General features: G+C 37.5%; 7 protein-coding genes and 5 pseudogenes. 4 read left to right on the top strand and 8 right to left on the bottom strand.

The genetic code is table 11. From position 1 onward, the window contains the following. Positions 1-23: 23 nt before the first annotated feature. The 5 genes and pseudogenes from lpdA to M44_RS05750 form a co-directional block, all read right to left on the bottom strand. Positions 24-1,432: pseudogene (gene lpdA / locus M44_RS20705) on the bottom strand (dihydrolipoyl dehydrogenase). A gap of 3 nt (positions 1,433-1,435) precedes the next feature. Next, positions 1,436-2,746: a dihydrolipoamide acetyltransferase family protein gene (locus tag M44_RS05765; protein WP_010171759.1), complete on the bottom strand. Its 1,311-nt coding sequence runs from the start codon at positions 2,744-2,746 to the stop codon at positions 1,436-1,438. Positions 2,747-2,802: 56 nt separating this feature from the next. Beyond that, a pseudogene (locus M44_RS20700) lies at positions 2,803-3,779 on the bottom strand (alpha-ketoacid dehydrogenase subunit beta). A 3-nt stretch (positions 3,780-3,782) separates the two neighbouring features. Continuing rightward, positions 3,783-4,898: a pyruvate dehydrogenase (acetyl-transferring) E1 component subunit alpha gene (gene pdhA, locus M44_RS05755; protein ID WP_010171755.1), complete on the bottom strand. Its 1,116-nt coding sequence runs from the start codon at positions 4,896-4,898 to the stop codon at positions 3,783-3,785. A 502-nt stretch (positions 4,899-5,400) separates the two neighbouring features. Next, positions 5,401-5,942, bottom strand: a pseudogene (locus tag M44_RS05750) (YkyA family protein). A 384-nt stretch (positions 5,943-6,326) separates the two neighbouring features. Here M44_RS05750 and def point away from each other — a divergent pair. After that, positions 6,327-6,881 (top strand): peptide deformylase, encoded by a 555-nt coding sequence (def, locus tag M44_RS05740; RefSeq protein ID WP_010171749.1) that lies wholly within the window; start codon positions 6,327-6,329, stop codon positions 6,879-6,881. Between the two features lie 144 nt (positions 6,882-7,025). Here def and M44_RS20695 read toward each other — a convergent pair. Beyond that, positions 7,026-7,710, bottom strand: a pseudogene (locus tag M44_RS20695) (Cof-type HAD-IIB family hydrolase); the annotation flags it as partial. Between the two features lie 450 nt (positions 7,711-8,160). On the opposite strand from M44_RS20695, the gene M44_RS05725 reads away from it, so the two are divergent. Further along, a complete protein-coding gene (locus M44_RS05725) occupies positions 8,161-8,370 on the top strand; it encodes a DNA-dependent RNA polymerase subunit epsilon (protein ID WP_010171743.1) in 210 nt (69 codons plus the stop codon). A 5-nt stretch (positions 8,371-8,375) separates the two neighbouring features. Beyond that, positions 8,376-10,044: pseudogene (rnjA, locus tag M44_RS20690) on the top strand (ribonuclease J1). Positions 10,045-10,624: 580 nt separating this feature from the next. Here the strand turns inward: rnjA and M44_RS05710 are convergent. Then, positions 10,625-11,638 carry a S66 family peptidase gene (locus tag M44_RS05710; RefSeq protein ID WP_010171738.1) on the bottom strand — a complete coding sequence of 338 codons (1,014 nt, stop codon included), beginning with the start codon at positions 11,636-11,638 and terminating at the stop codon, positions 10,625-10,627. Positions 11,639-11,822: 184 nt separating this feature from the next. On the opposite strand from M44_RS05710, the gene M44_RS05705 reads away from it, so the two are divergent. Beyond that, a complete protein-coding gene (locus M44_RS05705) occupies positions 11,823-12,251 on the top strand; it encodes a VOC family protein (protein ID WP_010171736.1) in 429 nt (142 codons plus the stop codon). 31 nt (positions 12,252-12,282) lie between these two features. Here M44_RS05705 and M44_RS05700 read toward each other — a convergent pair whose 3' ends face one another. Further along, complete coding sequence (locus M44_RS05700) at positions 12,283-12,939, bottom strand: potassium channel family protein (protein ID WP_010171733.1); 657 nt, start codon at positions 12,937-12,939, stop codon at positions 12,283-12,285. Positions 12,940-12,972 lie beyond the last annotated feature (33 nt).

Below are 12,972 nucleotides of genomic sequence, written 5' to 3'. Positions count from 1 at the left end.
GCGAGATCGGTTTTTACATACATTTATTTCATAATATGAATTGGGCTACCCATTAGTACTTCAGCAGCTTCCATTGCAATTTCACCTAATGATGGGTGAGCATGGATTGTCATAGCAACATCTTCAGCTGTCATACCAGCTTCGATGGCAAGACCAAGCTCGGCAATCATGTCAGAAGCATTTGCTCCAGCAATTTGAGCACCAATTAAAAGTCCATCTTGTTTACGTGCAACGAGCTTTAAGAAACCATCTGTTTCATTAAGTGCAAGTGCACGACCGTTTGCTGCGAATGGGAATTTCGCTGCGGACACTTCAATGCCCTCATCTTTTGCTTCTTTTTCTGTGTAACCAACAGAAGCTAATTCTGGTTCAGAGAATACGACCGCAGGAATTCCTAAGTAGTCGATTTCAGCTTTTTCACCAGCAATTGCTTCAGCGGCAATTTTACCTTCATAAGAAGCTTTATGGGCAAGTGGAGGTCCCTCTACGATATCTCCAATTGCATAGATATTTGAAACATTTGTACGGCATTGTTTATCAATTTTGATAACACCGCGATCAGACATTTCAACTCCTGCTTGCTCAAGGCCAAGCTCATCCGTATTTGGACGGCGACCAACTGTAACTAAAACGTATTCAGCTTTAACTGTGTGAGTTTCACCTTTTGCTTCATACGTAACTGTTACGTCTGAATCAGTTTCTTCCACACCTTTAGCCATTGCGTTTGTAACAATTTCAACGCCTTTTTTCTTTAAGTTCTTTTTAACAATGGCAGACATTTGCTTCTCAAATCCACCTAGGATTTCATCCGTTCCTTCAAGAACTGTTACTTTTGTTCCAAAGTTTGCATAGGCAGTTCCAAGCTCTGTCCCAATATAACCTCCACCAATAACAACCATGCTTTCTGGAATATGGTCAAGGTTAATTGCACCAGTAGAATCAAGAACGCGCTTTGAGTACTTAAAAGCACCAATTTCAATTGGGCGAGAACCCGTTGCGATAATCGCATTTTTAAACTTGTATGTTTGTGCAGAATTTTCATCCATAACACGAACTGTTTCGTTGTCAACGAAATAGGCTTCACCGCGTACGATGTCTACTTTATTTCCTTTTAGTAGACCTTCAACTCCACCAGTTAGTTTCTTAACAACCGAACCTTTCCAAGCTTGAACTTTTGAAAAGTCTACTTTAACGCCTTCAGCTGTAATACCCATGTCTTCAGAATGAAGAGCATTTTCATAACGGTGTCCTGCTGAAATTAAAGCTTTAGATGGAATACAACCTACGTTTAAACAAACTCCACCAAGTTCTCCTTTTCAACAATCGTTACTTTTTGTCCAAGTTGTGCTGCACGAATCGCCGCTACATATCCCCCAGGACCTGCCCCAACGACAAGAGTATCTGTTTCAATTGGGAAATCTCCTACTACCATGTATTACCCCTCCATTAATAATAATTCTGGATCATTTAATAGACGCTTAATGTGATTTAAAGCGTTTTGAGCAGTTGCACCGTCAATAATACGGTGATCAAAGCTCAATGATAATGCTAACACAGGAGCCGCTACAATTTCACCATTTTTAACTACAGGTTTTTCTGCAATTCGACCAATTCCTAAAATAGCTACTTCAGGATGATTAATTACTGGAGTAAACCATTGTCCACCAGCAGAACCGATGTTTGTAATCGTACATGAAGCACCTTTCATTTCTGCAGGAGCAAGACGTCCTTCACGTGCCTTTGAAGCTAGTTCGTTAATTTCATTAGAAATTGAGAACATAGATTTACGATCAGCATTTTTTACAACTGGTACTAGTAGACCTTTTTCAGTATCAGCTGCGATCCCAATATTGTAATAATGCTTTTGAACGATTTCATCTTTGCTATCATCAATAGAAGTATTTAATACAGGATACTCACGTAAAGCACTTGTAAGAGCTTTAACCACATACGGTAAGAACGTTAACTTAACGCCTTTTTCTGCAGCTACGTCTTTGAACTTCTTACGGTGAGCCCATAGTGCTGTAACATCTACTTCGTCCATTAGTGTAACGTGAGGAGCTGTTTGCTTAGAGTTTACCATAGCTTTAGCGATAGCTTTACGGATCCCGCTCATCTTCTCACGAGTTTCTGGGAATTCACCCTCAGGTACAACCGCCGCTGCTGCAGCTTTAGGGGTTTCTTCTTTGGTAGCTTCTGCTTTAGGTGCTTCTTTAGTTTCAGCTTGAGGTGTAGCTTCAGCTTGAGTAGCTTGACCACCATCCATAAAGGCATCGATATCTTCTTTTACGATACGACCATTTTTACCTGATCCTTCAATTGCACGAATATCTACACCTTTATCACGAGCATATTTACGTACAGAAGGCATAGCGATTACTCGGCGACTTTCGTCAACTTCTACTTCTGTAGCTTCAGTTGCTGCTTCTTCTTGAACTTCTTCTACTGCTTCTTCAGGTGGCGCTTCGTCCCCGTGATCGTCACCTTTGAATTTTAGATCCTCATATCCTGGAGCATCAAATTCAATAAGAACGTCACCAACGACAGCTACTGTTCCTTCTTCAACTAGTAGTTTTTCAACTGTTCCTGCAACAGGAGACGGAATTTCTACAACCGCTTTATCGTTTTGCACTTCAGCAAGTACATCATCTTCTTCTACTTTATCGCCAGGTTTAACAAACCATTTTACAACTTCACCTTCGTGAATACCTTCACCGATATCAGGTAGTCGGAATTTAAATGACATGGTAGATCCTCCTTTAATTCTTTTATAAAAGGAAGGGAGAGCCCTTCCTTTGGTCATTAGAATGTTAAAACTTTTTTAGCCGTTTCTATTACGTCTTTATGATTTGGAAGCCATACGCCCTCAGCTTGAGAGAATGCAAAGACCGTATCAGGTGCTGCAACACGTAATACAGGTGCTTCTAAGCTTAGGATTGCACGATCGTTGATTTCAGCTACGATATCAGATGCAATACCAGCTTGCTTTTGAGCTTCTTGAACAACAATAGCTCTTCCTGTTTTTCAACAGATTCGATAATAGTAGGGATATCAAGAGGAGCAATTGTACGAAGGTCAACCACTTCAACTGAGTATCCTTCTTTTTCTAGTTCGTCAGCAGCTTTTAGTGACTCATGTACCATTGCACCGTAAGTGATGATGGATAGGTCAGTACCTTCACGTTTCACATCTGCTTTACCAAGAGGAATCGTATACTCTTCTTCTGGCACCTCTTGACGGAATGAACGATATAATTTCATATGCTCAAGGAAGATAACTGGATCATTATCACGAATTGCTGATAATAGTAATCCTTTCGCATCGTAAGGAGTTGAAGGAATAACTACTTTTAAACCTGGTTGTTGAGCCATTAATCCCTCTAAGCTATCTGCGTGAAGCTCAGGAGTATGAACCCCACCTCCGAATGGAGAACGGATTGTAATTGGCATTTTCAGGGAACCACCTGAACGGTAGCGGTAACGTGCCATTTGTCCACTAACAGAATCCATTACTTCATAAACGAAACCAAAGAATTGGATTTCGGGAACTGGACGGAATCCTTCAAGAGATAGACCAACAGCTAGACCACCAATACCAGACTCAGCTAGTGGTGTATCAAATACACGGTCTTCTCCAAATTCTTTTTGAAGACCTTCAGTTGCACGGAAAACCCCACCGTTTAGACCAACGTCTTCTCCGAACACAAGAACGTTTTCGTCATTTTTAAGTTCTGTGCGCAGGGCTTCAGTGATGGCTTGAATCATTGTCATTTGGGCCATGGCTTACTTCGACTCCTTTTCTTTGTAGATTTCATACTGCTCCTGTAAGTGGAACGGCATTTCTTCATACATAATAGACATTAAGTCTGTCACTTTTTGTTTTGGTGTATTGTCCGCTTCTTTAATAGCGTTCTTAATATCTTCTTTCGCTTGTTCGATTACTTCAGTTTCTTTCTCTTCGCTCCATAGACCTTTTCCTTCAAGGAATTTACGGAAACGTACTAGTGGATCTTTCTTTTCCCATTCTGTATCCATCTCAGAAGAACGATATCGAGTAGGATCGTCACCAGCCATCGTATGTGGACCGTAACGGTAGCAAAGAGTTTCAATTAGTGTAGGACCTTCACCGTTTACTGCACGGAGACGAGCATCTGCCGTTACAGCATATACTGCAAGAGGATCCATTCCATCAACTAAGACACCTGGAATACCAGCTGAAACAGCTTTTTGAGCAATAGTTGCTCCTTTTGTTTGTTTGTCACGAGGTGTCGAAATGGCAAAGCCGTTGTTTTGTACGAAGAAGATTGCTGGAGCATTGTAAGCACCTGCAAAGTTAATACCTTCGTAGAAATCACCTTGAGAAGAACCACCGTCACCTGTATATGTAACAGCTACAGCTTTCTTACCACGTTTTTTAATACCTAAAGCAACTCCAGCAGTTTGCACATACTGAGCACCGATAATAATTTGTGGAGGTAGGATATTAACACCTTCAGGAATTTGATTTCCTTTATAATGACCGCGAGAGAATAAGAATGCTTGAGCTAATGGTAATCCGTGCCAAATGATTTGAGGAACATCACGGTAACCAGGAATCACATAATCTTCTTTCTCTAAAGCAAAGTGTGAAGCAACTTGAGAAGCTTCTTGTCCTGCTGTTGGAGCATAAAATCCTAGACGTCCTTGACGGTTTAATGAAATAGAACGTTGGTCTAGTACTCGAGTGTATACCATACGGCGCATTAGCTCTTGAAGTTGCTCATCATTTAAGTTAGGCATTGCATCTTCATTAACGATTTCGCCATTTTCGTTCAAAATTTGAAACATTTCAAATTGTTGTTCGATCGTTTCAAGCGTTTTAACTGCATCGAATTGTGCCTTCTTTGATTTAGAAGCCATCTAATTCACCTGTCCTTTCTTCCTTATAATTATTAAATACATTCATACAGGTATAGAATACCCAAAATTCACAGGTCTACCACACATAATCTACCTTATATGTATCCCACTATACCTATAAAAGAAAACCAATTTCTATAAAATATGGCTTAATGTATCTGTATCAATCATTTTTTCTCTTACACTAATACAATTATGTAAGTTCGATTCATAGTGTACAACCAAAAAAAAGACTATCGTCAATTGAAAAACACTGTTTTAAAAGAGTTTTTCATATAATGTTACTTCCTCTAATTTACATATCCAAAACTGTATCAATAATACAACGAAACTGTATTACTATATAAACCTCATACAAAACTGTTATACAGTACTAATTGAATTTTGACTTAGAATCCATTTGCTTCATAGACAAAAAAACACAGGAGCGCAAATTAGCAGTCGCTCCTGTGAACCTAAAAAATATTTTATGATTCTTATTCTTCCGTAGGATCTTCCAAGTTTAATCCTGCTGCATCATAAAATGCTTAATTTTTTTTCTATTAAATTCTGCAGTAACTTCATTGAATTCTTTGTTTTGTACAAAAATTTCATCATAGGCAGTATTAGAATCATTCACTAAAGTTTCAAGTTCTTCCATTTCAACATCTTCTTTTTTCATACTTTCATATAGTAATTGGTCTGCGTCTAACGCTTTGTAGTATGCTTGTGCTAACTTATCGTGCAGATCATATCGCTTATTCATCACTTCCACTAATTCATCTGCTTGTTTTTTTAACGATTCGTTTTCTATTTTTTCTATCTCTTCGGCTACTAAAGAAAAATGCTCCTTAGACTCTTCCATTGCAGCCACTTCTTCTTCCATTTTTCTCTTCTTTGTCCAATATTCTCTAGTGCCTGGTCAGATAACGTTACAATTTGATCAAACTCTTCATTAGATAATTCTACAATTTGACTGAAAATAGTATTACCTTCTTCTTCCAATTGCTTTAACGGTTCTTGAACTTCTTGAAACGGCTGCTCCTTCGTGACAGTCTCTTCCATAATGGTAAACATATTTTCTTCTGGAGACGGTCCTCCTAAACAACCAGTAAGCAAGATGATTCCTACTAAAACACTGGAGATCATTCGTTTTTTCATACCTTTTCCCCCTATCTATTTCCACTATCTACTATATCTAGGATGTGTAAAAATAACAATATCCTTTTCTTATTATGTTAACCTATCATCGATAGTTGTAACCCTATTACTGGCTGTTTTTCTTCCTTTCGATGTGGTTAAATTATTGGACCCACTGAGTTTAAGATAAACAAACTTGTAGAATTCTCTTATAAGAAGAATATATACAGGAACTTGCAAAAAAATGTTATGATTAGCTACATATTAATAGGCTACATGATGATTTTTGTATTAAAGGAGGACAATCCATTGATTACAATGAGTGATATTATTAGAGAAGGCCACCCAACATTACGTGAGGTAGCAAAGGAAGTGAAGATTCCACCTAGCTTAGAGGATCAAGAAACGTTAAAAAGCCTTCTTGAATATGTTAAGAATAGTCAAGACCCAGAAAAAGCAGCAACATTTAATTTACGTCCAGGTATTGGTATAGCTGCTCCTCAAATTGATGTATCAAAAAGAATGTTAGCCATTCGAGTTCCTAACGAAAAAGGTGAGTTAATCGAAGAAGCTTTGTTCAACCCAATAGTAATAAGCCACTCTGTTGAACAAGCCTACCTTACTTCCGGTGAGGGATGCTTATCCGTCGACCGAGATGTTCCAGGTTTTGTACCTCGATATAGAAAGGTTACAGTAAAAGGATTTGACATAAATGGCCAACTAAAAACACTAAAGCTTAGAGGCTTACCCGCCATTGTTTTTCAACATGAAATCGACCATTTAAATGGTATCATGTTCTATGATCACATTAATCAGAAGGACCCTTTTAAACCAATCGAAAATGCCGTCGCTATTGATCGATAAAAATAAGAAAAGCTCAGAATCTCTCTTCCATTCCTGTGAGATTCTGAGCGACTAAAACTATAGTAGCCCTAATTTTTTTAATCCGTATGGAATTCCTTCTTCTGCCACATCATGAGTCACAAAATCAGCATACTGCTTTACTTCATCTGACGCATTCCCCATGACCACACCTGTGCCTACCTCTTGAATCATTTCGATGTCGTTTAACCCATCACCGAAGGCGTACACATCTTTCAAATCAAAATTTAACTTCTTAATCATTTGTTTAATACCCTCAGCTTTAGAACCACCTTTAGGTAAGATATCCATAGAATACTTGTGCCAGCGAATAAAAATGAAAATCATTATAAGCCTCTCGGTAATAATTTTCTTCACCTTTTTCACAAAATAAAAGAGATTGATATATCTTTTTGTCTTGATAAAAGTGGTCATCTCTCTCTGGATGAATAAACTTTAAGCTTTCCATACTTTGTTGGATAAATGGATGATGGTCAGTATTAGCTTTCATCGTTTGCTCATTCAAGAAAACAAGTGGATGATTACGATTGGTTGCATCATCTATAATCTTTTCTAATTCTGGTTGAGATAAAGGATTTTCATAAATCACTTTATTCTCAAACTGAACGTATTGTCCATTAAAGCTGACATATGAATCTAACTCTAATTCATCTATTAACCATTCGAACATAAAGGGCGCTCTTCCCGTTGCAATAGCTACGAAGATGCCATTATCCTTCAATTGCCTAATCGCCTGTTTTGTTGTAGTAGGCAATTTTTTCTCGTGATCTAATAGTGTTCCATCAATATCAAAGAATACAATTTTGCTCATGTTAAACTCCTTATTTGAAATTTCCCCTTCACTTTACAGTAATTTCCCCCAAGATTAAAGTCAATCCTTCCGATCATTTGTACCAAACTTATCCATGAAAGATTTGGAGAAAAATACATATACTACACTTGACTAATGCTAGCACAGAACGAATTATCCGTATCTAAGACAATAGGTTTCTTTACTTCACAGACGAAAATCGGTAAAATGACAGTAAGGAGTGATGATTATGTTAAAACGGCTCCGGAAGAAACTAGCAAAACAGTGGAAAGATCTATTAAGAAAAAAAACAATTGCGTAATTAATAGTGCACCCTTCCACCAGCGGAGGGTCTTATTCTTATGGTCATATTGATTTGTCCAATTCACTGCTTTAAATAAGTGAAAAAGTTGATAAATTTATATATAATAGAAAAAGTTACATTTTTGAAAACGGATAAGGAGAGAGATTATGAAGATTTACAAAGTTTACTATCAAGAAAGTAAACAGCAAGCACCAGTAAGAGAAAACACTCAATCATTGTATATTGAAGCTGAAAGTGAAGGGCATGTACGTCGACTATTAAAAGACCGTCCATATAATATCGAATTCGTACAAGCTCTTGATACTCATTACTTAGAGTATGAAAAAGAACATGCAGCTTTTGAAATGGAGCAATAATCCCTATGAAATTTGTTAAAAATGATCAAACAGCTGTTTTTGCCTTGGGCGGACTTGGCGAAATCGGTAAAAACACATACGGCATTCAATTCCAAGATGAAATTATCTTAATTGATGCAGGAATTAAGTTTCCTGAGGATGAATTACTAGGAATTGATTATGTTATCCCTGATTATTCCTACCTTGTTAAGAACGTGGATAAAATCAAAGGACTCTTTGTCACTCATGGTCACGAAGACCATATCGGCGGAATTCCATATTTATTAAGGGAAATTAATATCCCAATTTACGGTGGTAAATTAGCGATTGCCCTTATTCGAAACAAGTTAGAAGAACACGGGCTATTAAGAAATGCTACACTAAATGTGATTAAAGAAGAGGACATTATCAAATTTAGAAAAACGTCCGTTACATTCTTTAGAACAACTCATAGTATTCCTGATTCATACGGAATAGTAGTTAAAACCCCGCCAGGTAGTGTGGTTCATACTGGTGACTTTAAGTTTGATTTTACTCCAGTTGGGGAACCTGCAAACTTAACTAAAATGGCTGAAATCGGAAAAGATGGTGTCCTTTGCCTACTTTCTGACAGTACGAACAGTGAAGTTCCTAACTTTACGATGTCAGAACGAAAAGTAGGAGATAGCATTCATGACATTTTCCGCAAGGTAGACGGCCGAGTTATTTTTGCAACGTTTGCTTCAAACATTCACCGACTTCAACAAGTCATTGAATCGGCTGTCATCAACAATCGTAAAGTTGCTGTGTTTGGCAGAAGTATGGAAGCAGCCATTGAAATTGGTCGTGAATTGGGCTATATTCAGGCTCCTAAAGAAACGTTCATTGAGTCAAACCAAATTAATCGCTTACCAGCTAATGAAGTAACTATACTTTGTACTGGTAGCCAAGGGGAACCAATGGCTGCGTTATCACGCATTGCCAACGGAACTCACCGTCAAATTCAAATTCAGCCTGGTGATACAGTCGTATTTTCTTCTTCTCCAATTCCAGGAAATACGATTAGTGTAAATCGTACCATTAACCTTTTATACCGCGCAGGCGCAGAAGTTATTCACGGTTCATTAAATGACATTCACACGTCAGGACATGGTGGACAGGAAGAACAAAAATTAATGTTACGATTAATTAAACCAAAATTCTTTATGCCAATACATGGTGAGTTTAGAATGCAAAAAAATGCATGCTCAATTAGCTGTTGATTGTGGAGTACAACCAGAAGATTGCTTTATTATGGATAATGGTGAAGTTCTTGCACTGAGTAGCGATCAAGCTCAAGTTGCTGGAAAAATTCCATCTGGTAACGTTTATATCGATGGCAGTGGAATTGGTGATATTGGAAACATTGTATTACGAGATCGCCGAATACTTTCTGAAGAGGGCCTAGTTGTCGTAGTAGTAAGCATGAATATGAAAGAATACAAAATTTCTTCAGGACCTGATTTAATTTCTAGAGGATTTGTATACATGAGAGAGTCCGGAGATTTAATTAATGAGGCTCAAAGCTTAATCGCTAAACACTTAGACAAGCTACTTGAGAGAAAAACAACTCAGTGGTCAGAAATTAAAAATGAAATCACTGATACGTTAGCTCCATTCTTATATGAAAAGACAAAGCGTCGACCTATGATACTTCCTATTATTATGGAAGTATAATCAAAAAGAGGAATGTTCTTCTCACAGAACATTCCTCTTTTTTCTCCTATGTTTTGGACAAATCGTTGCAACTCCTTCTTGGATGACAGATGAAAAAATTTATCCTGATACCGTCCAGCAACCTTTATGATATTGGATTTGCCCCTATTTTCAAATTGTCGATTCCTCTTGAACATTTTTAAGAAGATTTGAAGCGTTGGTTTGTATGCTGACTTTTCAACTCGAAGGACTTGAAGAATAAATCGCTTACTAATTCTCCAGGTTCTAAGATGAAATGGGAGGTCCAAGAAGATGATGACATCACTCTCTTTAAAAGCATCATAAACCCATTCCTCATTATGAACCCCTTCTATTATTTAATTTTCTTTATAAACTATACTCTGTAAAAGTGTATGTCTTTCTTCCTCAGTTCGTCTTCGATCCCCGTTTGCATTTCTCTCCCAACATAGGTCATCAAGACTGTAGCACGGTACTTCAAGAATGCATGAAAGCCTTTTTCCTAACGTCGATTTTCCACTACCCACAGAACCAACTATATGGATTCTAGCAAACTCTTCCTTCAAACCCCTATTCCCCCTATTTAAACAAAATACTGAACGACTACTCCTACTCCGTTATCCACTTCTACCTCAGCGAAGGCCCCATTAACAAGCGTCATTTGAGGTGGAACATGCCCAAAATCTAAATCATATACTATGGGGATCTGTAACTCTTCAGCTAAATCTTCATAGGCATCCTGTGCCGTATAATTTCCTACGGACTGATTTGCAGGACTACGTCCAAACATAATTCCTGAACAATCAGTAAACCAACCGGCCAATTTTAACTGAACAAGCGATCTTCTTAAATCGGTCACACTTAATTCACAGTTCTCAAAGTACCAAATAATTTGATCGTGTTGAATATATCTTTCTTTAAATGTTTGAATATTCCCAAAAGGCGTTCCAGCTAAATGCCTTATTACATCAATACATCCCCCTAATAACCTTCCTTTTATTTTCACGGGTGTTGGTTGTACTGACTTCCAATACGTTTGTTCAGTAAGATGAAATACACATGAAGTAGGGTTATGATGCTGCCACTCTTTTTGAAACAATTTAGAGGAATATTGTACAATCGACTGATCAGGTTTTAAAGAAACTACACGTTCCCACATAGCTGTAGTGTCATCCCACTGCTCTCCTCTTAAATCTACAAGATTAGGCCCATGCACTGTAGCTATTCCAGTCTGTAAGGTGACAGCTAATGAAAGTAAACTAGTATCAGAATATCCCACTATCCACTTTTCCTGCATTTGTGCAAAATCCACGTATTCTAGTATCTCTATTAAGAGTTCTCCTCCCCAAGGAGGTAGAATAATAGAAACTGATTCATCCATCATCAACCGATTAAATTCCTCACCTCTCACCCATGCAGGTGCTGACTTTGCTTTATTTTGTGTCCAAACTGTTTCTCCAATCTTCAAGCTATATCCTCGTACCATCATACGGTTGCAGGCTAATATAAACATAGAATGCAATTCTTTAGGAATACCAGAAGATGGAGCAGTTATAGCCATATTCTTGTCTTTTTCTAATAATGGATACCTAATCACGGGTTTTCCTCCTCTATTCATTTTAGTAATCTTAACAAAAATGTATCAGTAGTTCGAGGGGATTTGTAATTTATTATCTATTCTTTCATACTATTCCAATCATTATGGTATAGTAGATTTATTAAAACGATTATACTATCCTTTACTACTTAAAAACAAATATAGTTATCTGAGGGGGAACAGTATGTTTACTGTTGGGAGTATTTTCATTCCAGTCAACAATTTGGAGGAATCGATTGAATGGTATCAAAAAGTGTTAAACATTCATCTATTGGATCGTTGGGAATCTGAAGAGGAAAAAGGAGCAGGATTTTGCTTTCATAAGGGGGATATTCAACTAGGCTTGATTGAAGTAAAATTAAGCGATTCCACTGAATTCAATGTAGATGATCACCAAAAAAATAGCTATTATAACTTTAAAGTAAGGGATATAGAGGCAGCTTACCAACATCTTATGAATCAAGACGTTAAGGTAACCAAAATAGAGAATTTTGGTGGGATGAAATTCTTTGATTTCTTTGATTTACATGGTCATTCATTTTCTGTAGTAGAAGAAGTAGCGGGCTCGCCCTTTCACTCCGATCATATCAAGAGAATTCAGTCTACATTATAGAAAAAAGCTGTCCGAATGTGGACAGCTTTTTCTATAGCATCTTTTTCTCAAATCGATTAATGTCATTGTCAGCACCAATCACAATTAAGATATCACCCTGTTGAATGGTTTCTTCTGCTTGTGGAGATACAATAATTTCACGGTCTCTCTTAATGGCGACAATATTAAGTCCGTACTTGGCACGGATATCTAGTTTTAGAATAGAATTTCCATCCAATTGATGATTGGCTACAATTTCAACAATAGAGTGTTCATCGGATAATTCTAAGTAATCTAAAACATTATTTGATACGATGTTATGAGCAATTCTTTTTCCCATATCACGCTCAGGATGAACAACTGAATTAGCACCAATCTTCTTTAATACTTTTTCATGATAGTCATTTTGGGCTTTAACCGTAACATTTTCTACCCCAATTTCTTTTAGCATTAAGGTCGTTAGGATACTTGACTGAATATCATCACCAATCGCCACGATGACATGATCAAAATTGCGTATTCCAAGGCTTTTTAATACCGATTCATCTGTAGAATCAGCTGCTACAGCATGAGATGCAATGGAAGAATATTCGTTTACTTTATCATGGTCCTTATCTATAGCCATAACTTCCATACCTTGCTCGGCTAATTCTTTTACGATGCTTCCACCAAATCGGCCCAGCCCAATCACAACAAATTCTTTACTCACTGAACATTCCTCCAGAAACCTTCTGTTTACGAT

Origin of the sequence: Bacillus coahuilensis m4-4 (genome assembly GCF_000171615.1) — a bacterium.
Taxonomy (GTDB): Bacteria; Bacillota; Bacilli; order Bacillales; family Bacillaceae_K; genus Bacillus_T; species Bacillus_T coahuilensis.
Note: the sequence above shows the minus strand (reverse complement) of the source record. Positions and strands in the feature narration are given on the sequence as shown.

Bases quoted from the DNA above. Each gene is read 5' to 3' on its own strand.
- M44_RS05765 (WP_010171759.1), bottom strand. From the start codon at position 2,746: ATGTCATTTAAATTCCGACTACCTGATATCGGTGAAGGTATTCACGAA.
- pdhA (WP_010171755.1), bottom strand. From the start codon at position 4,898: ATGGCTTCTAAATCAAAGAAGGCACAATTCGATGCAGTTAAAACGCTT.
- M44_RS05725 (WP_010171743.1), top strand. From the start codon at position 8,161: ATGAAGATTTACAAAGTTTACTATCAAGAAAGTAAACAGCAAGCACCA.
- M44_RS05705 (WP_010171736.1), top strand. From the start codon at position 11,823: ATGTTTACTGTTGGGAGTATTTTCATTCCAGTCAACAATTTGGAGGAA.